The sequence below is a fragment of the Psychrobacillus psychrotolerans genome (assembly GCF_900115805.1).
GTDB lineage: Bacteria > Bacillota > Bacilli > Bacillales_A > Planococcaceae > Psychrobacillus > Psychrobacillus psychrotolerans.
In genome coordinates this window covers 30,903-53,156 of record NZ_FOXU01000010.1, presented here as the reverse complement: position 1 = coordinate 53,156, position 22,254 = coordinate 30,903, and the positions used below count along the sequence as shown (strand labels likewise).

Genomic DNA, 22,254 nt, shown 5'->3' with positions numbered 1-22,254 from the left:
ACATTGTTACTTTTATTTTTTATAATTCCATTTATCATTAGCATATCTTGTCACTTCTAGTTGTTTTACGTAATTCTTCTGTTCTTGCGTTAAGTTATATTCGACCAATTCTATCTCCAAGGCATCTGCAAATCCTTTTTTAAAAGCCGTTTTACATTCTTCCATTGTTACCGGTTTTGATATTATTTTGTTAATGGAGACAGCTTTTTGAGATAGGCCTTTTCTCACTTTCTCTCTTACCTCTTCTGAAGCGAATTTAAACGTTTGAATTAATTTATCTTCATCAAGATCAAGTAATATTGCACCATGTTGTAGAATAACACCTTTTTGTCTTGTTTGTGCACTACCAGCAACTTTCTTTCCTTCGACGACTAATTCGTACCAGCTCGGTGCATCAAAACAAACTGCTGATTTTGGGTTTTTTAAATTTTCTTTCTGTTCGTCTGTATTCGGAACAGAAAAATAAGCGTTTAAACCAAGATTTTGAAATCCTAGCAGTAAACCCTCACTAATAACACGATAAGCTTCGGTTACAGTTGCTGGCATACTTGGATAACTCTCTGTAACGATTACGCTGTATGTAAGTTCATGTTCGTGAAGTACCCCTCTTCCCCCTGTAGGTCTACGCACAAAACCAAGTCCTAATCTTTTCACTGCTTCTATATCAATCTCTTTTTCCACAGTTTGAAAATAACCAATTGATAATGTTGCTGGATTCCATTCGTAAAATCTAATAACCGGGGGAATAAGACCCTCACTATGCCAATCCAGTAAGGCTTCGTCCAACGCCATATTGTATGATGGACTGCAGGGGCCAGAATTTATGAAGTACCATTTTGTCTTTTCCACCTTAATCTCTCCCTTCACAACGTGTATCATTTTATCAAATAGATTGAATTGTATCTAGCACTTCTTTTATAATGAATAGGAAACATAGAGAGGGGAAAGACCGTGTTAGAATTATTGTACTTCGTTATCGCTATACTTGTTGCCTTTTTAGTCTATGCTGGAATCTCGGCATATCGTTTAAAGAAAACTGTAACCAATCTCACGCAAGAACAATTTATTGAGGGTTACCGTAAAGCACAGCTTATTGATGTGCGTGAACCAAAAGAATTTGATGGTGGACATATTTTAGGAGCAAGAAATGTTCCTTCTACTCAATTTCGTCAGCGTTATAAAGAAATTCGTCCAGACAAGCCCGTGTACTTGTATGATCAAAGTGGTGCAAGAAGTGCGCGTGCAGCAATGTTTTTAAAGAAAAAAGGATATACACAGTTATTCCAGCTCCAAGGTGGGTTCAAAGCTTGGACAGGTAAAGTTAAATCTAAGTAATACATAAGGTTCTTCTAAACAGAGGAACCTTTTTTCTTTCATCCACACAATCTGGAGGGTTTAGATGCAAAAACACATTTTGTTTTCTCATTTAGAAGATTTTAGAATCACTCACCCAAATTATGATGATTTTGCTATTGTTTCAAGACGAATTATTGCTACGTTGAATGAACGGGCAACAGGAGATTGGCAAGTAATTGATATTGGCGACTCCATTCTTCAACTGGAGGGAAATTTGTTAGATATGATGGAAAAAGGCTTACTTCCATACGAAGTGCTATGTTCTATTTTCGAAGCAAAGGCTCAGCGTAAGATTTCTAGTAAGTCTCCATTAAGCTTTGAGAATAAATTAGAAGTTGTAGAAACATTTGAAAACAATCTTATTTTCTTTCCACAATATAATGTGGCCTTAACTCTTGCATTTAACTATTCTGGAGGAAATACCTGGCCAGAATATCAGTTTTTTTCAACTTCCGTAGATCAAGCCTTGAGTTTCTTACAAGAAATTAACGAAAAGCTAAGACAATTGTTAATGCAGTCTGTAACTTATCTGGTGGATACAGAAAATGGTGTCCAACGGAGAAATTATGGAGAGCAGGCAGCTGTGGGTAGAGACGATGTCCTTCTAGCTCAAAGTATTAAACAAGATATTTTTCGTTCCATTGATGAGTTTTTTAAACAAGATGGGTATTTCTTTAAAGAATATGGACTTCCCTACAAGCGAGGTATTCTTCTTTATGGCTCCCCTGGTAATGGTAAAACAACTTTAGTAAAGTCAATTACTGGATCAACGAAAGCTCCGGTTGTCTATTGGCAGATTACAGAGTTTACGGGTAGTCATTCCATCCAAGAAGTATTTGGTATTGTGACAAGACTAGCACCTGCTATTTTAGTTATTGAAGATATAGATTCCATGCCTGAATATACTCGTTCAGTCTTTTTAAACACCCTAGACGGTGCCCAATCCAGAGAAGGACTATTTATCATAGGGACAACCAATTACCCTCAAAAAATTGATCCTGCGCTTATTAACCGTGCTGGTCGTTTTGACCGAGCGTATGAAATTCCTTCTCCAACAGCAAAAGTACGACAAGATTATTTACGCAAACTAGATATCAAAGGAATACTCTCTGACGACCAAGTGAAAGAGATGGCCAAGCTTTCTAAAGGGCTGTCTATGTCCCAGTTAAACGAACTATATATGTCCGTTGCGCTAAACTGGCACTATGATGGGAACTTGGATTACGAGAAGAGAATAGAAGAACTAACAAAGCAAAATAATCGATCAAATAAAAACAACTGGGAAAATGATGAAAACTCTATTGGATTTAACTACTAATGAAGAACTGAGTGATAAATTTGCATTTTACCAATGAACCGAAAAGGATTTTTTACGTAATTGCGGTTATACTCACTATTGCCCTTGGGTTGAGTAGTAGATATTTTAATACGTTGCCTCCTTTCATCCAAAGTCATGCCGGTGATACAGTATGGGCAATGATGGTGTATTTTCTTTTTCGTTTTTTCTTTGTACACAGAAGTAAGTATGTAGCATTATATCTAAGTGTTATTTTTTGTTTTATAGTTGAATTTAGTCAGCTGTATCAAGCAAATTGGATTAATACAATACGTGATACTTTGCTGGGTGCTCTAATACTCGGTAAAGGTTTTCTTGGAAAAGATCTACTACGGTATTGTATTGGTATTGTTATAGCTTTTGTAGTGGATAAATGGATTTATCCTATTATTGCTCAAAAACACTAGGTATACCCCGATTAAAGGTGCTGAAAAGTTTTTAGGATAACCTAAAAAAGCTTGCCAATTATTAATTGACAAGCCTTTTTATGATGAATAATATTACCCCTCCAATATAAGTTTGCTTTCGCTTTCCATTAATCCCCCCACGTCGTCTTGTTCTTTGCTCATTTTTATCCAATTTACATATCCGTATATTGAGTTAACGAGAAATGCGGTCCACATCACTAACATCGACCAATCGTTTCCACCTGATTGCAATAATGTAATAGCCCATAATACAATGGATAATCCGTTGACGACAATCCACAACACCCACTGTTCCGCATATCGTTTAATCATCAAAATTTGAGCAATAATGGATAACACGACAGCAACTGAATCAATTCTTACTTGTTGCCCTCCAATTAGATGCAGGAAGTATGCATAAAGAACCGAAGTTATAACAGCAATTACAATTAACTGCATCCACTGTATTTTGGTTAAAGTCTTTACTTTAACATCCTCTCCAGTTGTTGACTGATCAACTTTATTTTTATTCCACAAGTAAATTCCAACAAACTGCAACGGAAAGTAAAACAATCCATTTAACATCGCTTCTCCATATAATCCGTATGTATAGGATATGTATGCATATGTTCCAGTTTGGACAATCCCAAAGTAATAATTACTGATTTTACCTTTTGCTACTAGAACAACGCATAGCATCCCTGTCAGAGAGCTAATCAAACCCAGCAACGAGTCACCCCATGCAAAAAATAAATAAATATTTACTAAAGTAAAGACTCCTAGCCAACCTAGCTCAAATTTCGTCCAGTTTTTCATCGTACCCTCCAAAAAGTTTAAATTTTCCTCTGATACCTACTTGTAAAAGTCGTAGAATACTCGGAAGCGAAACTAATCCTTTATAGGCTAAAAAGCAAGCATACTCTTCTTTCTCTAGCAATAACCCAATACTAGAACTTAAATAAAGAATAAGAGATACCAACGTCGATTAGGACCAACATGAACATAAACTGAACCCAACTACCCTCAGAAGTTGAGCCTTTCGTTTTCTGTCATTACTAATCAAACATAGTTGTCTTTACACCTGTAAAGTTTTTAGTTTACAGTCATAGTATACGTATATGGATATAAAGTTACAATAAGAATTTTATATTTTAATAGAGTAGTTTGTCCTTCAAAGGAATATGTTTACATGCTCGAAAAGAAAAGCCGGACTCAATATAGGTTGGGTGTGATAGTTAGAAACATATTAAGTGTTTTATCAGCAATTGAAAGTACTAATAGATACAACTAAAAGGGTGTGATCCTGGAAGAATCACACCCTTTCAGTTTGACGACAAAGGTATTTTTATAAACGGTTATGAATAGTAATAAATATTCATAAGGGTTTTATTCATCCTATTAAAAGTAAGATATTGCATACTCTATTGGAACTGTATATAAGGCAAGGTCCACCACGAAGACTCCTGTGGGAATAGCTTGAGCTGAAGACCCCGCAGGAAAGACATTGGTCGAACTTTGTTTGACCAATGTCTTTGCGACGAGTAACCGCAGGAGCATATGTTTTTCGTAGTGACGAGGAGGCTGAAGCCAAGCCCACGGAAAGCGAAGTGGTGAGCATTGCCGAGTTTAATATGCAACTCTATACATCTAAAATTAAGTTTATCTACAGTCTGAAAGGGTGTGATCCTGGAAGAATCACACCCTTTTTCTTTTATGCTTTTATATATCTTAATACCGGCTTACGCGCAGCTTTTGTTTCATCTAAACGGTTAATAACTGTAGTATGAGGAGCATTTTGAACGATTTCTGGATTTTCTTCTACTTCTTTGGCAATTTGAATCATTGCATCACAGAATGCATCCAAAGTTTCTTTTGACTCCGTTTCTGTTGGCTCGATCATCATACCCTCTTCTACATTCAATGGGAAGTAGATTGTAGGTGGATGATAACCAAAGTCAAGCAAACGTTTGGCCATATCTAGCGTACGAACGCCCAGTTTCTTTTGGCGACGACCACTTAGTACGAATTCATGCTTACAATGGCGGTTATAAGGAAGATCGAAATGTCCCTCTAATCGTCTCATCATATAGTTTGCATTCAATACAGCGTACTCTGTTACAGCTTTAAGACCATCAGGACCCATTGAACGAATATACGTATAGGCACGAACATTTATACCGAAGTTTCCGTAGAATGGTTTAACTCTTCCAATTGTTTGCGGACGGTTATAGTCAAATGTATATTTGTCATCCTCTTTTACCAGTACCGGGCTTGGTAAGAACGGTATTAAATCAGCCTTAACTCCAACTGGACCTGAACCAGGACCTCCGCCGCCATGTGGACCTGTGAAAGTTTTATGCAAGTTTAAGTGAACACAGTCAAAGCCCATATCTCCAGGACGTGCTTTTGACATAACGGCATTTAAGTTTGCACCGTCATAATACAATTTACCACCCACACCGTGGATAATCTCTGCTAATTCTAATATTGTTTCTTCGAATAAACCTAATGTATTAGGATTAGTTAACATCAACGCAGCAGTATCTGGACCTACTACACGACGTAAATCTTCCAAATCTACTAAGCCTTCCTCATTTGATTTGACGGTAATCGTTTCGAAACCTGCAACTGTTGCGGAAGCAGGATTCGTTCCATGCGCTGAGTCAGGTACAATTACTTTTGTACGCTGGGTATCCCCATTTGCTTCATGGAAGGCACGAATCATCATGAGCGCAGTCCATTCTCCATGTGCACCTGCAGCTGGTTGAAGTGTCACTTCATCCATCCCAGTGATTTCGATCAAATGTTCCTGAAGATCGTACATTAACTCCATTGCGCCTTGAACAGAAGCCTCATCTTGTAATGGATGAATATTCGCAAACCCAGGGAAACGTGCAACTGATTCGTTAATTTTGGGATTATACTTCATCGTACAAGAACCAAGCGGATAGAATCCTGTATCCACCCCATGATTTCGGTTAGATAAAGCCGTATAATGACGCATAATATCTAGTTCGGATACTTCCGGCAATTCAGCTTCTTCCACGCGCTGCATACCTTCTGGTAATAGAGTTGATAAATCTACCTCAGGTACATCTAGTTCAGGTAGGTTATAACCTACACGACCCTCTTTCGTAATTTCAAAAATTAGTGGTTGATTATCTTTATGCATGAAGAGCCCCCATTTCTTGCACGAGTGCATCTATTTCTTCTTTCGTACGCTGCTCTGTAACAGCAATTAATACATGGTTTTTAAGATCTGCGTTCACTCGTCCTAGATCAAATCCACCGATCATTCCTTTTTCAAGAAGTACTTTATTTGCATCTGCCACGGAACCATTTACTTTTACAACAATTTCGTTAAAATGCGCACCTTGATACGGCACTTCGAATCCTGCTTTTTCAAAGGATTGTTTTGCATAATGTGTTTTTACAATATTTTGAGTTGCCATTTCTTTAACACCTTTTTTACCAAGTGCTGTCATCGCAACGGAAGCTGCAAGTGCGTTTAATGCCTGATTTGAACAAATATTGGATGTAGCTTTATCGCGGCGGATATGCTGTTCGCGGGCCTGTAAAGTTAGTACATAACCACGACGACCTTCCTCATCTGTTGTTTCACCTACTAAACGACCTGGAACTTTACGCATAAGCTTAGTGCTTACTGCAAAGAACCCACAGTGTGGACCACCAAAAGCTTCGGAAATCCCGAATACTTGCGCATCTCCAACTGTAATATCTGCTCCAAATTTACCGGGGGGTGTTAAGACACCAAGCGCTAACGGATTGGCCGAAACAATGAACAAGGCATTTTGCGCATGGGTTAATTGCTCTACTTTTGCTAAATCCTCTATTTGTCCAAAGAAATTAGGATATTGAACCATTACTCCAGCAGTATCCTCATCTACTAATTCTTCTAATTTTATCAAATCAGTTACTCCATCTTTCATTGGCACTGTAACTACTTCAATATTTTGTCCTTTTGCATACACCTTCACCACATCTATATATTCTGGGTGTGTTGCTTCTGATACGAGTAGCTTTTTGCGACGCGTATGAGCTGCAGCAAGGTTGCCCGCTTCTGCTAGTGCCGTACCACCGTCATACATAGAAGAATTCGCAAGGTCCATTCCTGTTAGTTCACAAATCATCGTTTGAAATTCAAAAATTGCTTGAAGTTCACCTTGAGAGATTTCAGGTTGATACGGAGTATAGGCAGTATAAAACTCTGATCTAGAAATAACATGATCTACAATAATTGGCTTGAAATGATCATAAACACCAGCACCTAAAAAGGAAGCATATTGTTTACTGTCAGCATTTTTTGCAGCAAGCTGGCTCAATTCTTTCAATAGAGCAGATTCTGCTTTTGCAGGTTTAATATTGTACTCACCTTTAAAACGAACTTTTTCAGGAATGTCTGCAAACAATTCATCAATTGCAGAAATGCCAATTACATCTAACATTTCTTTTTGATCTTGCTCAGTCATTGGTAAATAACGATGCTTCATCAATGTACAACCTCTTTCTAAGTCTTATTTTTCTCTTTTATAAAACGGAGTTGCTATTGTAATTGCTTTTAATCGTTTATTTCTTATCTCAATTTCGACCTCTTGCCCAAGTTCAGCAAATGTTGCGTTAATTAAAGCTAAACCAATATTTTTCTTCAATGTAGGTGATTGTGTACCAGATGTTACATGACCAATTTGCTTATTATCTACAAATACTGGATATCCCGTACGAGGAATTCCTTTATCTATCATTTCGATTCCAATACTCTTCCTTTGTACACCGTTCTCTTTTTGTTCAAGCAATATGGATTTACCATTGAAGTCTTGTTCTTTTTTAAGTTTCACAACAAAACCGATATTAGCTTCAAGTGGTGAAATATCTTTTGTCAGTTCTTGACCATACAGTGGTAAACAGGCTTCAAAACGTAAAGTATCACGCGCACCTAAACCACAGGGTAATATACCTTCTTCGGTTCCAGCATCTAAAATACTACTCCATAGGTCTGTTAAATCTTTTGCAGATGCATATAGTTCAAATCCATCTTCGCCTGTATAGCCAGTTCGAGACACAATTACATCTTTACCCGCGACATCGACATTATTTGCAAAACGGAAGAATCCTATTTCGTCTAAATTTTGAGTAGTCAGCTTTTGTAAAATGCCTTGCGCTGACGGACCTTGTAAAGCAAGTAAACCATAATCTTCTGATTTATTTACTAATGTTACATCACCTGAAGCATTTTCCTGCATCCAGTTAAAATCTTTTTCAATATTCCCAGCATTTACAACTAGAAGATAATGATTGTCATCCATTTTGTAAATTAACAAATCGTCGACTATTCCGCCGTCCTTATAACACATAGCTGTGTATTGAGCCTGGCCTTTTACTAATTTGGAGACATCATTCGTCATAATCTTTTGAAGATATTCTTCACTATCTGTGCCCGTTAAGATAATTTCACCCATATGAGAAACATCAAACAATCCCGCTTTCGTTCTCACTGCCTCGTGCTCCGCCTTAATGCTAGAGAATTGTACTGGTAACTCCCAACCTCCAAAGTCAATCGTCTTTCCTCCGTAATTTGCATATACATCAAATAAAGGTGTTCGTTTCAACTGTTCTGCCAAAATAATCTCCTCCTTCACATTTCCATACAAAAAAGGACAGAAAAACCCCTTTGGAAAAACAAGGGTTCTCTGTCCTGGGACCTGAAAGTTTACCAAAAATGGCTTTCCTCTTTGGTGGCTTTACGTAGGATAAACGAAAGCGCTCTCCAGAGTTGCGTCCTATACGAGTTCTTTTGCCTGAGAGATTCATAATTTTCATTACTTGCTCCTTCGGCGACGCAGCTAGTACGTTCTCTCCCCATATAATCATCCGCGATATCTGTATAACTCACTCTTTGTCTATATCCTAACATTCAAGTAATTCAGAAGCAATACTTTTTGATAAAATTAGTAAAACACGAACATTACTAGGATATTATTAAGATTTCATTCGCCTTTAAGCCTATTCACTTGATATCCTGCATACTCTGTAATTTGTCTAAGAGGTCTATGTTCTGTTCGAATTGAAATATGTGCAGCCTTTTTATAGAACCATCTCCTCGTTCTATACAATCTTTCTAATTCTTCCTTTGTACTGTTTTGCACAATCGGTCTATTTTTGTCGTTTTTAATTCTCATCCAAATATCTTCAAAAGTGGCATCTAAATATAATACAAGCCCAGTTCTTCGCATCACTTCAATATTTTTTTCGCTCATGGCAACGCCACCACCTGTCGAAATGATACAAGATTCGTTTCGGAAATTCTCAAGAAAATCTGTCTCTACTTTTCGAAAGTACGCTTCGCCTTCTTGTTCAAAAATCTCAGGGATTGTTCTATTTTGTAATCTAACAATTTCCTTATCCATATCGTAATAAGGCATTTTTAAGAAAAAGCTCAATCTTCTACCGATTGCACTTTTACCACTTCCCATAAATCCTACTAAATATACCTTATACATGATTCACCAACTCACTAAATTCCAATTTTCTCGGCGCCGCAACACCATCAAGTTATTCTTTATTATAGTGAGTGGCTTTTTTTATTACAACTATAAAAATAGCCCTATGAACAACTATTGCGAATTTTGTCGATGGGACAGCTCTATTTTTTCGATGGCTGCACCTGTATAAAACATTTCTAAAGCAGTATACGTCTGATATTTGGATTGATAAGCAGCAGTAATAGACAGCAAGAAGATTGTCACAACCATTAAAAGAATAACTACAGCCGGAAAAAATACTCCTCTTTCATTACCTAGCATATGTGACATAAAAAACATGCTCCTTTTCTACATCATTTAAAAAAACCACTCGCATTCGTAGTGAGTTTCCTATCACTTCAACAAAAAAAGATTCAATATTAACTAACATATGCTCGTGACCGTCCATATTTTTTGTTTTGCGAATAACGTTTTGATAGGATTCCAATTTGTATTTCATTTCATTTTTTTCAATCGTAATTCCTTTCGAATTATCATGAACAGCGATGGAGTCTACTTCGGTTAAATACGAATCTGCATATTGGATGAACAAAGCCCATTCTGTTTCTGTCGTATCTGTCACATTTGCTTCGGCGTTCGTCATCCACCACATAGTGCCAGCCACTACCTGAGCGAATAGCATAAATACTGCTAAATGGAGAATCCCCTCCAGTAAAGTGTATCCTGACTGATCTCGAATTTTCATTTGATAAGGGAAACACATTTATGTTTCTTTTCCTGCATCCCATCATAGTCTATACAAATTGATTCGCTACTAATTTCATATGAATACATTATCTTATTCACTTGCATACCTCCAGTTTTCATATTTTCTATGGTATACATCTTTGAAACTTCATACATAACTAGCGATGAATGATAATCTCTTTTTTTATCTTCTAAATGCACAACCATATAATTTAGAAACGGTAAAATTGTCGTAGTAATGATAAATATGATACTCAAAGATAAAACTGTTTCTGGCCAAGAAAAGCCTTCACTATTTTTCATAATTTATAACACCTCTACCTATATATAGAGTTATTCGCTTCTCCCCTCTTTCTGTTTCAAATAATAAGTTTCCAAAATTGTTAAGATTACCATTTGGATGAAAGGAAATAGTTTTGATCGTACTCTCATCTGCTAATTGCATATTCCTCGGTAATTCTTTTTCAAACAATATGACATTAGCCGATCTTGCTTGGTAACTCCTTCGATTGTTAATAAAATAAATATAGGTATATTTGTTTTCTCCTATAGAGATTGCTTGAATTCTCTGGATATCTAAATGCAGTTGCTTATAAAATCTCTCTTCCTCCATTTCCTCCAGCTTAGATGCTGACAATAAAATGACTGAAGAAGAAACAACCATAACGATTGATAAAACAAGCAACATCTCGATTATTGTGAATCCCTTCTCGTCAGACTTAAACTTATACTGTACGAAGTTAGCCACTAGTCACTTTCCCTGTTGTGGAATTGATCGTAATGTTGTCCCCATTAGGACATTTTGTGTTTTTGTCTGGTAAATAATCTCCTTCTTCAAGTTCCACTAGTGTAGGTATTTTCTTATGATCCATTTTATAAGCCGCAATTTGGCCCTCCAACATTTTGACAAAGGCTTGACAACTTTTTTCATCGATACTTGCAGAATGCTTTGTTACATTTGGAATAGAAATAAGGATTAATACAGAAATAATCAGCAAAACTATCATCATTTCAACTAAAGTGAAGCCTCTGTTATTTTTCAGTAATTTTCTCATAATATCTCCTTTATACAATATTAATCATGTTATAAATAGGCAATAATATAGCCAAGTAAGCACCAATGATGAATATCGCTAATATTAAAAATAACGTTGGTTGAACTATACTTATATAGCGAGATAGCTTACTTTCTATTTCTTGACTAAGAAACTCACTATAGAGAGATAGTTCTCTTCCTAAATAACCACTATTTTCACCATGTACAACAAAATAAAATAATTCGGTTGTGAATGAATCTAAAAGGAACACGGCCTGTGAGAATGATTCACCATGTACTACCTTGTCTTTCATCTGTTCCCCGATATAGCGAAGAACTTGATGCTCCTTTTGGTAGTTAAGTGCTTCAAATGATTGTTGTAACGACATGCCACTCTCCAATAGTCCACCCATTTCTCTTGCAAATACTCTTGTAAGAAGCAATCGATACCAACTTTTCACAATTGGTAATTTCAAATAAATTTGGAGTTGCTTCTCTAATGAAAGTCTTTGTATGGCAAGATAGGATAAAATAATCAAACTGAATCCAATTATTGCTGCGAAGATAAATATATTTGGCATTTGTAGAAGATAACCTGTCCAAGCTAAAGAATTATCCGAAGACTCATTTCCCCTTGAACCAATCAACGATTCCATATTAGGCATGAAGTAAATTCTAAACATCGTAAACAATAAAAATAGGATTGAAAACAAAAAGATAGGATACATCAATAAGTTATTTAGACGTTTCTTGGCACCTTCAAAAAAGGCAGTATTTATGCTTAATACAGTAATCGTCTGTTGTAATTGACCATGTACAGAAGCGAGGTTCAATGGCAACAATAATCTATTTGGAAAACCTAATAATTTAAATACATCGACCACATTTAATCCATTTCGTTGTACATCCGTAATTCTTTTACTAACAGTATGTGAGTCTTTCACATGAAAGGGCAACAACATAGTAATGGATTCATGAAAGGTATAACCTTCCTTTAAGAGATCACTTAATCTACTCAAAAAAGAGGAATGCATTTTTGGAGGAATTGTTTGTTGCTTCCTTTCCAAATAAGCTTTAACCTTTTTCAATAACACCTTCTCTAACCCCTCTCTCTATTTGGTAGGATAAAGAAAATTGATAGGGAATATGATAAGTTTTACCAATATACATAGATTGAAATGCTTCCTCTAACAAATCATCAGATAGAATCTCAAAAACTGCGGATAATTCAGATTCACTGCTTTTTGATGCAATAACTAATCTTTGCGTAACAATACCGGTAATTGTTTGCTTTAGCTCTTCTGAGGTTACCCCTAGATCGATAAGACGATAAAGAGATCCCACACCGTCCTTTGCATGAATAGTTGAAACGACAAGATGGCCTGTGAGCGCTGCTTGAATTGCTGCTTTAGCTGTGGACTCGTCTCTAATTTCTCCTATCATAATAACGTCTGGTGAGTGGCGTAATATAGCCTTTAGACCAGTCGAATAAGTCACTCCAGACCGTTCATTCACTTGAATTTGAAGTAAATGGGACTGGCTATTCTCGACTGGGTCTTCTAACGAAATGACATGTCGATTTAAATTTTCTGAACAATATTTGGTGAGTGAATACATAGTGGTGGATTTTCCAGAGCCTGTAGGACCTACAAATAAGATCAAACCTTGACGATTATTGGCAAGTTCTACAATTTTTTCTGTTGCATCTCTAAACAGAGAGAGGGAATGAATAATTTTAGCGTTGTCATGTTGTTGGAGACGAATTACCATACTTTCCTTGCTAAAAATGGAGGGAAGTGTAGACACACGAAATGAGAATTTATGAGAGTTAAATACTTGTTGAAAGGAACCGCTTTGTGGTTTTCTTTTTTCGCTGATATCAAGAGAGGAGAGAAACTTGAAGAATGAGATGATGCGTTCTCCAATGTTCAATGGTAGCTTACCCGCTTCAAACATTTGAGAATTCTTTTTAAAAAAATAAGTATAACTATCTTCGTTAGGAATCATGTGTAAATCGGAAGCACCGAATTTATGAGCTTTTCTAAGTAGTCGAAAGCATTTTTCTTCAATAACATTTTCTACTTGTTGCATAATTTTCCTTTCCCCAGATACAAGTTGTGACCGCAAAACAGCTTGTACCGATTATTATACTGGCTTACATCTAAAATTGGAAGTAGTTTTTTAAATTTTCTGTTATATTATAATTATTTTATTATTCTTATGTGATTGATTATAATAATAACTAATAGAAGAAAGAAGGTAATTGTGTGCCAAATACTTTACAGCTAACTAATGCTTTAGCGGACGAAACTAGGTATTCAATTTATTTGTATATTGTTAAGCAAGTACAATCAGTAAATGTGCAGCAAATTGCAGATCGATTCGGCATACACCCTAATGTTGCAAGATTACATTTAACCAAGCTAAATGAAACTAAATTAATTACCTCGGAGTTACTGTACAACAAAAAAGGCGGTAGACCAGCGCGTGTATATACCGTTGCAGATCAACCTATTCAGTTAAGTTTTCCAAAACAAGAAAATCATTTGTTACTAGGCTGGTTATTAGAGTTAGTGGAAACAATGGGTACAGAAGCGCTCGAAAAAGCAAAAAATATTAGTTATACTTCGGGATACGATTCTATGCAACAGGCCAAAATAAACGATCAAAGCTTCGACCAAAAAATAGAATTACTATCTGCTGCTGCTCTCGCTGTAGGATATATCCCAAATATCGAAAAAAAAGACGATAAACAAATTATTACATTCTCTATTTTTAATTGTCCTTTTAAAGGTCAACTAACTAATCATCCCCATATTATTTGCAGTATTCACGAATCATTTTTAAAAGGCCAGTTTGATGCTTTGTTCCCAAATAACGAATTTATTCAGCTTGAAAGTAAACAAAAACAATGTAGCAATTGCGTATATCAAATAGAAGTCCTATAATGAAAGCATAGATAATACATATTTGTGACAATAGAGAGTATAATGTGTAAAGAAAACTAATAATCAGTTTACATGTACGATCACTTTCATTTATAATAAATATGAGAATTATTTGTATGGTTGTAAAAGGAGGGACTACAAATGGGCAATATGTATAAAGTAATGGCTTTCTGGACAGGGATTTTTGCAGTTATGTTTTATTTAGGTGATATGACAGAAGCTTCTTTACTATTTTTAGCAAATACGGGATTATTCCTTCTTTTAGGGTTTTTAAACCTTTCGGAACGTATGTATATGTACATCTTCGGAGCTTACTTAATGTTCTTCTTCGCAGGTTTTACATATTACACGACATTCATGCACGTACCAGGTGCGGGACATTAATAATTGTTCACCAAAAAGCAGCTCACTTCAATGAGCTGCTTTTTGTGTATTTTCTCCAACTAAAAGGGTAAAACTATGTGAACCTTTTAAAAACCATTTAAGAACGGATTCGATTCCATTTCTGCTTCAATAGTAGTGGATGAACCGTGTCCTGGATAAACTAGAGTGGTTTCAGGTAATGTAAGCAGTTTTGTATGAATAGCCTTCAAAAGTTCGGATTCATTACCCCCTGGAAGGTCTGTCCGACCGATACTATTTTGAAAAAGCGTATCCCCCACAATCGCAAAGTCATCGTCTTTAAAATAATACGTTAAACTACCTGGCGAATGCCCGGGAGTATGTATTAACTTCATCTGAAAATCACCAATTTTTAACTCTGACTCCTTATTCAACAATACATCTGCCTCTTTGCAAATAATAGATGGGATTTCTGCATATTTGGCTGAACCATTTTTAATCGGATCCACTAACCACTTTTTCTCAGAAGTATGGATATACACTGGGATGTTAAAACTGTCTCTCACTTGGTCGACGGCTCCAATATGATCAAAATGTGCATGGGTTAATATAATCGCCAACGGGTTCATCTTTAATCGATGAAGCTCACTAATTAACTTGTCTCCTTCTCCCCCCGGATCAAAAATTAAGCATTGTTTCGTAGCATTTGAAACAATATAACAATTTGTTTGAATATAACCTAACGGATAAGTTCGAACGTTTAACATAAAATCACCTCTTTCTAATCTTATACGATAATTCACCACTTTTCTACTCGACAAAACTTCAAATTAGAATTACAATAGAAGAGAAATATGCAAATGCGACATTCATTTTCTGATGTCGAAAGGAGTGTCTTTTATGAACTTATTAATGGTTATTTTTGGACTAGTTACATTTTTAGCTGTAGTTGGTACTTATCAAGCTTTTAAAGAAAAGAATGTTTTAGGTGTTCTATTTAACTTTGGTACATTGGCTGTATTTGGCTTCTTTACTGTCATGACAATTGTGCAACAAGGTTTCCCACCAAGCTTACACTAAAACGTAATTAAAAAAGCTGCTGTACATTTTTTATATGTACAGCAGCTTTTTTCTATTCATTTAAATAAATCCACTTCTCAACTTTTAGCGGCTCTATTTGAATCCAATTATCTTTTGTATAACCACCCAAACAAATATTAGCATTGGGTGAGCACGTAATAGATTGTTCCTCTACTTCACCTAATATGTTTTGACCCCCTAAAGAAATCTTCGATAGTATACTTTTTTGACTTGGATCATCCTGATTACGAGATTCTTTAGCGTTTAATAACAGTAATTCTTGTGGAGAAACGATTGAAAAAGAAGGAATAACCCACTCAGAGTAATTAGAGACTGCTGGCGTTGCCCATTTAAATTCTCTTTTACCATTATTCTCTTCCAAACGATATTCAAATTGTTTGTTCTCTTCGTTTATTTGAACATATAGCAGAGCTTCCCCTATGTTCGTCACATCCAATATCTTTTCTTCACCAGTACTTTTCAGAGTCCCATCTATGTTCGAGTAAAGGAAAAGTTCACTTCCATCTAAGGCAGAATCCGACCATCTAAATACCATTAAATTCTCTTCATCATACCATTTCACAAACGGATTTTCTATTTCGATCGATGTTAAATCTTGAGTAGCGCCGTCATATACAAATGTATTATAAGTCCAGTCCTCATAAAATGTAGAGAACACAACTAAATTCGGATTAGTGGGATGCCAATCCATATAAATTTCTGCCGATTCAAACGAAAGGCTCTGAATAATATAACCATTTTTATGTAAAAATTGAATTTCTGCAGAGGATGAATCTTTAGAAGTATGTAATAAAATCATTTCTTTTGAAGGATGAATGGTAGCTTGAATAATAGGAGTAGTTGTAGAATAAATCGTTCTCCAACTAGCCGTTGATACAGTATAAGTTCTAATCATCCATTGTCCTTTTTCAACAATAACAAAAACTATTTCATCATTGGACATCCACCCTACCACACTATGGAAGGCATTATTATCCAACAATATGGAAGGTTTAACTGGATTAGCTAATTTCCCTACTTCAGCACTATCTGCTCGTATTTCACTATCAACATCTTGTCTTACTGTATCATTGCCAGATTCCTTCTCGCTACAACCTTGCAGGAATCCTATACAAAGTAATAACATCAAAGTTTTTTTCAACCTACTCCCCCCTTCACAACGTATTAGACGAATTTAAATTCATTTTGTTTCAAAGAAAAAGCACAGACAAAAAATATGTCTGTGCTTTAGCTTATTTGTCTTCTTTTATTGCTTCATCTAACAACAAGTTTCCTGTTTTCAAATCATAAAAGCGTAATAGATCACCATTAATAATTTGATCGGAATAGCCAAGTTCTTGCGTTGCTCTATCTATATATGGCTGACAGCTATCTATTTCAATCTGTAGCCCTGTCGCATTATCATAGCAAGCATTACCAGCATAAACAAACTTATCTGTTACAAATCCACCATCACGGAACACAACAAATTCTTCATGTTCTTCAGAGAACATATCTGCACCAAGTTGCATATCTTTTGAAGTTTCTACACCTAAAGCATGTAATATCGTAGGTCGTAAATCAATTTGACCAGACGTTTCGGTCATTTCTTTACCCTCGCCACTATTTGGAATGTGAACGAATAGTGGAACACGTTGAAGTTTCGCTGATTCGTATGGTGTAATTTCTTTTTCTAAATATTGCTCCATTGCTTTGTTATGATTTTCAGAAATACCATAATGATCCCCATACATAACAATAATAGAATTATCATATAAACCTTTTTCTTTTAGATCTTCAAAGAACACTTTCAAAGCTTCGTCCATATAACGAACCGATTGGAAATATCTATTAAGTGTATTTGAGTTGGAATCATATTCAGGTATCAACTTATCCTCTTCATCCAGTGTAAATGGATGATGATTTGTTAAGGTGATTAAACGAGAATAAAACGGCTGAGGCATATCTGCCATCAAATCAACTGATTGTTCTACGAAAGGTATATCCTTCATACCCCAGTTAACTGCATCCTCTTCATTCACAACATAACTTTGTTCATCATAATACTTTTGGATATCCAATGCTCTGTACATTATATCGCGATTCCAGAAACTTTTGTTATTAGGATGTAATACATTTGTATAATATCCTTCTTCGCCTAAGCTTTCCGCCATCGAATGGAATGTATTCCCACTATGAGTAAAGAATACCGCTCCTCCACCAAGTGGATATAGTGAATTTTCTAGTAAGAACTCAGAGTCAGACGTTTTCCCTAAGCCCGTTTGATGATAAAAGTTAGAGAAATAATATGTGTCTTTATCCTGCGTTAATGAATTTAAGAACGGTGTTACTTCATGACCATTCATATCATTATTAATAACGAAAGATTGTAAGGACTCCATCGAAACAACGATTAAATTACGATCTTTAGCTACTCCGTACATTTTTTCATTTGCATCTACTTGGTTAGAACGAACATAGTTATTTACTTCTACTAATTCACTACCATCAGCGAGCGCTCTTTGCGCATGTGATTTAGATTGGATATAAATATCATATAAATGATAATTATATGGACCAATATTCTTTACAAGCATTTCACGATCAAAACTTCTTGTTAATAGTTGTGGTCGTTCAATTTCAGATAAACCTAAGTTTAAAAATAAAATTGCTGCAGTTATAACAAAATATGCTCTTCTAACAGCTGGTTTAACTAGCTTAACCTCTGCTCCGATTTTCAACCACTTCAATGCAATAATGATGATTGCAACATCTGTGAAATAGAAGATATCAGTCAAAAAGATACTTTCAGCTGCAGATGAACCTAAGTCACCAAAATTACTTGTTTGAAATAGTACTGGTATTGTAATGAAGTCCGTGAAAAAACGGTAAAACACCGCATTGGCATATACAATAGCAGAAAGTATTATGCTTGTAATTACTATATATCTATTTCTAGCTTTAGGACTCTTAAAGAACAATGAAATTCCATAGATAAATAGTAAAAAACTAAGCGGGTTTAAAAAGAGTATCACTTGTTGCATCGTATTTTCAATATCCATGTCAAAGCTGGTGTGGTAAACAATATATGTTTTTATCCAAGTTGCCACAATAGCAAGAATTAGAATAGAATGTGTTGGCCAATTTTTTTTCATCATGCCTACACCCTCCCCTTTTTCAATCTATATTTTATAATTATTTCAAAGTAACAGAACTTATCTTAATCCTTTCTTAACAATAAATCAATAAAAAAGAACAATGATTATGATAGAATTGTACAAGTCTTTTATACCATACCCTATATAAGACGGATTCAACCCGTAAAAAGTTTCACTTATTTATAAAAACATAAAACATCAGAGCTTAATCGCCTCTGATGTCCTTTAAATCTTGCTCCTACTTTGCTCTTGTTTCAATAATAATATAGCTATTTGAAAGTCTTTCGACTCAATCATTTGCATTTTATATAGCTCTCTTATTTCATCTTCCATCATTTCTAAATCGGCTAAACGATCTTTCGTGTAGACATATATTCCAAATCGTTTTAAAAGTTGCATAACGTCGTATACTGAATTCATACTATTTCATCCTTCTCACGAATCTGTTTGCATTGAAAAATATTCGTTGGTGTAATTATCTTATTAACGGGTAGATCAAATACATCGTATTCAACATCATTAACAACTTGTATATCAAATGCCAATGATAAAGTATCTCCCTTAAATTTCGTTAAGAAACGATCATAATAGCCTCCACCATATCCAATGCGGTAGCCTTGTTGACTATAAACTATTCCAGGTACGACGAGTAAATCGATGTTTTGGGAAGCAACTGCTTTGGTTTTCAGCGGATTTGGTTCAAGTAAATGCATATAAACTCGTTCTAATTGGTCAAAACTTTGTATTTCATAAAATATCATGGATCTATCTATGGGTGTACATTTAGGTACTACTACTTTTTTTCCTATACTCCATAACTCTTTTATTATACTCCATGTATCCACTTCAGGGAAGCTAGATATTGTTAATCCGATTGTAGTATTATCTGAATCTGCTATTTGTTGTAAAAACTTTTCTTCAATTTGTTTGGACTGATTATTATATGCTACTTGATCCAAAGAGGTTAATTTTTTTTTCATCGCATTTCTCATAATTTTCTTAGTCATCGATATTCCTCCAAGAAATAGAAAAAAACCAAAACCATAATCGGTTTTGGTTTAGGTTATTATTTAGTTTCTCTATGAGTAGTCATTTTTTTATCACGAGAGCAATATTTTTTAAGTTCAAGACGTTCTGGATTGTTACGCTTGTTTTTCTTAGAAATATAGTTGCGCTCTCCGCAATCTGTACAAGCTAGTGTAATATTAACGCGCATGGTTGTCCCTCCCACTCTTTGTCAGGATTAAATATAAAACTTGAGCATGATTTATACGACTAACCAATTATAGCATACATCAAAATAAAATCTACTATTAATGCAAGAATTTATTCAAAGTTTTTTCGAATATGTTAGTATAAGTGTAGAAATATAACAATAAGAGGTGAGTATTATGGACTTTTCCATCATTATAATGATTATAGGTATTGTACTAATCGCAGTTTCTTTTTTCTTCAAGGATCCCTCCAAAAAAGTGGAGTCGGAGTTAGAGGAATTATCATTCACAGTTTATCAGGAAACAAGTACTATTAAACGTAGACTTAAAGTAATAGAAGAAGAATTACTGATCGAATCTACAAAAGTCTCTACACCAATGAAAAAACAAACTAAGCCGGCTATCCATGATATTATAAAAAACCAAGTCTTAGAGCTACATAAACAAGGTTTTTCGTTAAATGAAATTAGCGTGCGCTCTTCATTAACCATTGATGAAGTTAAATATGTAATTGGTGGTGGTAAGTAATGAATAAAACCATTCGAAATATAGGAATTGGATTATTTCTTGCTGGTGCTGCATTTCAAATAGAAGAACTTGTCGAAAAAGAGAGTATTAGTTCCACTGCTACAACTACAGACGAAGCTTATAAGCAGGCACAACAGGAACTTACTGAAGTAAAAAAACAGTTAGCAGAGCTACAGCTTGATTTAAATGCGGCACAACAAGTTCAAACAGTTGCTCCCAAGGAAACTGCTGAAACTGAAACAACAGAGGAACAAGCTCCTACAGCTGCATCGATGACTCTTTCTATCGAAGTAGGAATGACATCTTCTGAAATTAGTGAAAAACTAGCAGATGCTGGCATCATTTTAAATAAAGTCGATATGGATAATTATTTGTCTGATCAAGGATTAGCAGGACGCGTCCAAGTTGGAAACTACGAGCTTAATTCCTCCATGTCTTTAAAACAAATTGCTGAAACTATTACACGCTAAAAGGTCAAAACGTGTTTTTATTGTTTTCCAAGGACTTTGGACAGAAGTATTGTTATACGATTACCGAGAAATTTTTAGGGATGCTGGTTTTTTGTGATGGATGTCACAACAAAGCAGCCCTTTTTTTTCGGTAATCTTATGGCGTTTGCCTGGCCGTCGTCCTCCTATAACCCTTAGTAATAGGTTAGGGCATTTTGGGTAACTAGAGAAATGATACTAGGAGGCTGAAGCAAAGCCTCCGGAGGCCAACAGGATGTTGGTTACAAAGGTGTTCCCACAGGCCGTGGTGCTCTTAACCTTTGTTCTCCACCTGAAACGGAAATCAGTAATATCTATTTTATAGATCTTTTTTTAATACCTGGATATCTGAGTCAAATGCTCAAAATTTAATTTATACGTTAAATCATTAAAAAAACGGTAGACACCATTTAGGTATCTACCGTTTTTTAACAATCACTTATTTAATTATTTAACTCGTAATGTTTCCCTTTTAATAAATATAAAAGGCGTTCTGCAATATTAGTTGCATGGTCTGCTGACCGTTCTAAATAACGACATACAAATGATAATTGAGTAACTTGGCTTAGTTGAGCAGGATTATTAACTCCTGTGTTGAGCAAGGTTCTAATAATATGCCCATACATTTCATCTACCTCATCATCTAGTTTGGCTATAGTTTTAGCTTCTTCCATGTTCTCGTTTGTAAAGGCATCCAGAACTTGTTTAAGCATTTTAATCGTTTTATTGCGCATTTCATCAAGCAAAACAATCGGCTCAATATGCTCGTCTTTTCCTATACGAATTGTTTCCTTCGCAATATTACATGCATAATCACCAATTCGCTCCATATCAGCTGCAATTTTGACAAGTACCATTAGTCTTCGTAAATCAGTAGCTACCGGTTGTTGTTTTGCTATTAATAAAATTACTCGATCATTTATTTCTTCTTCCATACGGTTAATATGCTCATCATTTTCGAGTATAGCTAGAGCACCTTCAATATTTTTCTGAAAAAGAAAATTCATTGAGCTGTCTAAATTATCAATAGCTGCATTACTTAAATCTAGTAACAAAGATTGAACAAAGTTTAAATCTGCATCAAACTTCTCTCTTCCAACCATTTTAAATTACC

The 22,254-nt window shown here is 35.4% G+C and carries 28 protein-coding genes and 1 riboswitch; of the genes, 8 read left to right on the top strand and 20 right to left on the bottom strand.

The features are described 5' to 3' along the window. Positions 1 to 12 precede the first annotated feature (12 nt). Positions 13 to 849, bottom strand: coding sequence for a lipoate--protein ligase family protein (locus BM260_RS16290; RefSeq protein WP_093538416.1), 837 nt, complete (start codon positions 847 to 849; stop codon positions 13 to 15). A 102-nt stretch (positions 850 to 951) separates the two neighbouring features. Between BM260_RS16290 and BM260_RS16285 the strand changes: the two genes are divergently transcribed. The 3 genes from BM260_RS16285 (at position 952) to BM260_RS16275 (ending at position 3,099) form a co-directional block, all read left to right on the top strand. Beyond that, positions 952 to 1,335 (top strand): rhodanese-like domain-containing protein, encoded by a 384-nt coding sequence (locus BM260_RS16285; protein WP_093538415.1) that lies wholly within the window; start codon positions 952 to 954, stop codon positions 1,333 to 1,335. 64 nt (positions 1,336 to 1,399) lie between these two features. After that, positions 1,400 to 2,674, top strand: coding sequence for an ATP-binding protein (locus BM260_RS16280; RefSeq protein WP_093538414.1), 1,275 nt, complete (start codon positions 1,400 to 1,402; stop codon positions 2,672 to 2,674). Between the two features lie 89 nt (positions 2,675 to 2,763). Continuing rightward, positions 2,764 to 3,099, top strand: a complete 336-nt coding sequence (locus BM260_RS16275) for a ribosomal maturation YjgA family protein (protein ID WP_245762763.1) — start codon at positions 2,764 to 2,766, stop codon at positions 3,097 to 3,099. 93 nt (positions 3,100 to 3,192) lie between these two features. Here BM260_RS16275 and pnuC read toward each other — a convergent pair whose 3' ends face one another. The 12 genes from pnuC to comGA all read right to left on the bottom strand — a co-directional run bounded on the left by pnuC (position 3,193) and on the right by comGA (position 13,473). Then, positions 3,193 to 3,915, bottom strand: coding sequence for a nicotinamide riboside transporter PnuC (gene pnuC, locus BM260_RS16270; protein WP_093538413.1), 723 nt, complete (start codon positions 3,913 to 3,915; stop codon positions 3,193 to 3,195). Positions 3,916 to 4,810: 895 nt separating this feature from the next. Continuing rightward, complete coding sequence (gene gcvPB / locus BM260_RS16265) at positions 4,811 to 6,271, bottom strand: aminomethyl-transferring glycine dehydrogenase subunit GcvPB (RefSeq protein WP_093538412.1); 1,461 nt, start codon at positions 6,269 to 6,271, stop codon at positions 4,811 to 4,813. Further along, positions 6,264 to 7,610 carry an aminomethyl-transferring glycine dehydrogenase subunit GcvPA gene (gcvPA, locus tag BM260_RS16260; RefSeq protein WP_093538411.1) on the bottom strand — a complete coding sequence of 449 codons (1,347 nt, stop codon included), beginning with the start codon at positions 7,608 to 7,610 and terminating at the stop codon, positions 6,264 to 6,266. Before gcvPA ends, gcvPB begins: the two co-directional genes overlap by 8 nt. Before the next feature lie 24 nt (positions 7,611 to 7,634). Beyond that, on the bottom strand, positions 7,635 to 8,738 hold the full coding sequence (gcvT, locus tag BM260_RS16255; RefSeq protein ID WP_093538410.1) for a glycine cleavage system aminomethyltransferase GcvT: 1,104 nt from the start codon (positions 8,736 to 8,738) through the stop codon (positions 7,635 to 7,637). 155 nt (positions 8,739 to 8,893) lie between these two features. Then, positions 8,894 to 8,988: riboswitch (glycine riboswitch) on the bottom strand. Positions 8,989 to 9,104: 116 nt separating this feature from the next. Further along, positions 9,105 to 9,617: a shikimate kinase gene (locus tag BM260_RS16250; RefSeq protein ID WP_093538409.1), complete on the bottom strand. Its 513-nt coding sequence runs from the start codon at positions 9,615 to 9,617 to the stop codon at positions 9,105 to 9,107. A 114-nt stretch (positions 9,618 to 9,731) separates the two neighbouring features. Continuing rightward, positions 9,732 to 9,929, bottom strand: coding sequence for a hypothetical protein (locus tag BM260_RS16245; RefSeq protein ID WP_093538408.1), 198 nt, complete (start codon positions 9,927 to 9,929; stop codon positions 9,732 to 9,734). Next, on the bottom strand, positions 9,910 to 10,344 hold the full coding sequence (gene comGF / locus BM260_RS16240) for a competence type IV pilus minor pilin ComGF (protein WP_175496327.1): 435 nt from the start codon (positions 10,342 to 10,344) through the stop codon (positions 9,910 to 9,912). The genes BM260_RS16245 and comGF overlap by 20 nt, the downstream gene beginning before the upstream one ends. Continuing rightward, positions 10,341 to 10,649 carry a hypothetical protein gene (locus BM260_RS16235; protein ID WP_093538406.1) on the bottom strand — a complete coding sequence of 103 codons (309 nt, stop codon included), beginning with the start codon at positions 10,647 to 10,649 and terminating at the stop codon, positions 10,341 to 10,343. Before BM260_RS16235 ends, comGF begins: the two co-directional genes overlap by 4 nt. Next, positions 10,639 to 11,094, bottom strand: coding sequence for a competence type IV pilus minor pilin ComGD (comGD, locus tag BM260_RS16230; RefSeq protein WP_093538405.1), 456 nt, complete (start codon positions 11,092 to 11,094; stop codon positions 10,639 to 10,641). Before comGD ends, BM260_RS16235 begins: the two co-directional genes overlap by 11 nt. Beyond that, complete coding sequence (gene comGC, locus BM260_RS16225; protein WP_093538404.1) at positions 11,087 to 11,401, bottom strand: competence type IV pilus major pilin ComGC; 315 nt, start codon at positions 11,399 to 11,401, stop codon at positions 11,087 to 11,089. Before comGC ends, comGD begins: the two co-directional genes overlap by 8 nt. A 10-nt stretch (positions 11,402 to 11,411) precedes the next feature. Next, the gene (gene comGB, locus BM260_RS16220) at positions 11,412 to 12,470 is read right to left on the bottom strand and encodes a competence type IV pilus assembly protein ComGB (RefSeq protein WP_139219937.1); all 1,059 of its coding nucleotides are present in this window, start codon (positions 12,468 to 12,470) and stop codon (positions 11,412 to 11,414) included. Continuing rightward, entirely contained in the window at positions 12,457 to 13,473 is a 1,017-nt protein-coding gene (gene comGA / locus BM260_RS16215; protein ID WP_093538402.1) for a competence type IV pilus ATPase ComGA, read from the bottom strand. Before comGA ends, comGB begins: the two co-directional genes overlap by 14 nt. Positions 13,474 to 13,649: 176 nt before the next feature. Here comGA and BM260_RS16210 point away from each other — a divergent pair, with 176 nt between their 5' ends. Further along, positions 13,650 to 14,330, top strand: a complete 681-nt coding sequence (locus BM260_RS16210) for a helix-turn-helix transcriptional regulator (protein WP_093538401.1) — start codon at positions 13,650 to 13,652, stop codon at positions 14,328 to 14,330. Between the two features lie 141 nt (positions 14,331 to 14,471). After that, entirely contained in the window at positions 14,472 to 14,714 is a 243-nt protein-coding gene (locus BM260_RS16205; RefSeq protein WP_090563733.1) for a DUF2626 family protein, read from the top strand. Between the two features lie 86 nt (positions 14,715 to 14,800). Here the strand turns inward: BM260_RS16205 and BM260_RS16200 are convergent, their stop codons facing one another. Beyond that, positions 14,801 to 15,439 (bottom strand): MBL fold metallo-hydrolase, encoded by a 639-nt coding sequence (locus tag BM260_RS16200; protein ID WP_093538400.1) that lies wholly within the window; start codon positions 15,437 to 15,439, stop codon positions 14,801 to 14,803. A gap of 133 nt (positions 15,440 to 15,572) precedes the next feature. Between BM260_RS16200 and BM260_RS16195 the strand changes: the two genes are divergently transcribed. Then, positions 15,573 to 15,752 (top strand): DUF2759 domain-containing protein, encoded by a 180-nt coding sequence (locus BM260_RS16195; protein WP_093538399.1) that lies wholly within the window; start codon positions 15,573 to 15,575, stop codon positions 15,750 to 15,752. 52 nt (positions 15,753 to 15,804) lie between these two features. Here BM260_RS16195 and BM260_RS16190 read toward each other — a convergent pair whose 3' ends face one another. The 5 genes from BM260_RS16190 to rpmG all read right to left on the bottom strand — a co-directional run bounded on the left by BM260_RS16190 (position 15,805) and on the right by rpmG (position 20,126). After that, on the bottom strand, positions 15,805 to 16,914 hold the full coding sequence (locus BM260_RS16190; protein WP_093538398.1) for a YqgU-like beta propeller domain-containing protein: 1,110 nt from the start codon (positions 16,912 to 16,914) through the stop codon (positions 15,805 to 15,807). Positions 16,915 to 17,005: 91 nt separating this feature from the next. Further along, positions 17,006 to 18,910, bottom strand: coding sequence for an LTA synthase family protein (locus tag BM260_RS16185; RefSeq protein WP_093538397.1), 1,905 nt, complete (start codon positions 18,908 to 18,910; stop codon positions 17,006 to 17,008). A 225-nt stretch (positions 18,911 to 19,135) separates the two neighbouring features. After that, on the bottom strand, positions 19,136 to 19,330 hold the full coding sequence (locus BM260_RS16180) for a YqgQ family protein (RefSeq protein WP_093538396.1): 195 nt from the start codon (positions 19,328 to 19,330) through the stop codon (positions 19,136 to 19,138). After that, positions 19,327 to 19,917, bottom strand: a complete 591-nt coding sequence (locus tag BM260_RS16175) for a 5-formyltetrahydrofolate cyclo-ligase (protein ID WP_093538395.1) — start codon at positions 19,915 to 19,917, stop codon at positions 19,327 to 19,329. The genes BM260_RS16180 and BM260_RS16175 overlap by 4 nt, the downstream gene beginning before the upstream one ends. 59 nt (positions 19,918 to 19,976) lie before the next feature. Then, positions 19,977 to 20,126, bottom strand: a complete 150-nt coding sequence (rpmG, locus tag BM260_RS16170; protein ID WP_093538394.1) for a 50S ribosomal protein L33 — start codon at positions 20,124 to 20,126, stop codon at positions 19,977 to 19,979. Between the two features lie 175 nt (positions 20,127 to 20,301). On the opposite strand from rpmG, the gene BM260_RS16165 reads away from it, so the two are divergent. Both BM260_RS16165 and BM260_RS16160 read left to right on the top strand, forming a co-directional pair. Further along, positions 20,302 to 20,652: a beta-ketoacyl-[acyl-carrier-protein] synthase family protein gene (locus tag BM260_RS16165; RefSeq protein ID WP_093538393.1), complete on the top strand. Its 351-nt coding sequence runs from the start codon at positions 20,302 to 20,304 to the stop codon at positions 20,650 to 20,652. Continuing rightward, positions 20,652 to 21,122 (top strand): MltG/YceG/YrrL family protein, encoded by a 471-nt coding sequence (locus tag BM260_RS16160; protein WP_093538392.1) that lies wholly within the window; start codon positions 20,652 to 20,654, stop codon positions 21,120 to 21,122. The genes BM260_RS16165 and BM260_RS16160 overlap by 1 nt, the downstream gene beginning before the upstream one ends. Before the next feature lie 461 nt (positions 21,123 to 21,583). Here the strand turns inward: BM260_RS16160 and phoU are convergent, their stop codons facing one another. After that, complete coding sequence (gene phoU, locus BM260_RS16155; RefSeq protein ID WP_093538391.1) at positions 21,584 to 22,243, bottom strand: phosphate signaling complex protein PhoU; 660 nt, start codon at positions 22,241 to 22,243, stop codon at positions 21,584 to 21,586. Positions 22,244 to 22,254: the final 11 nt, after the last annotated feature.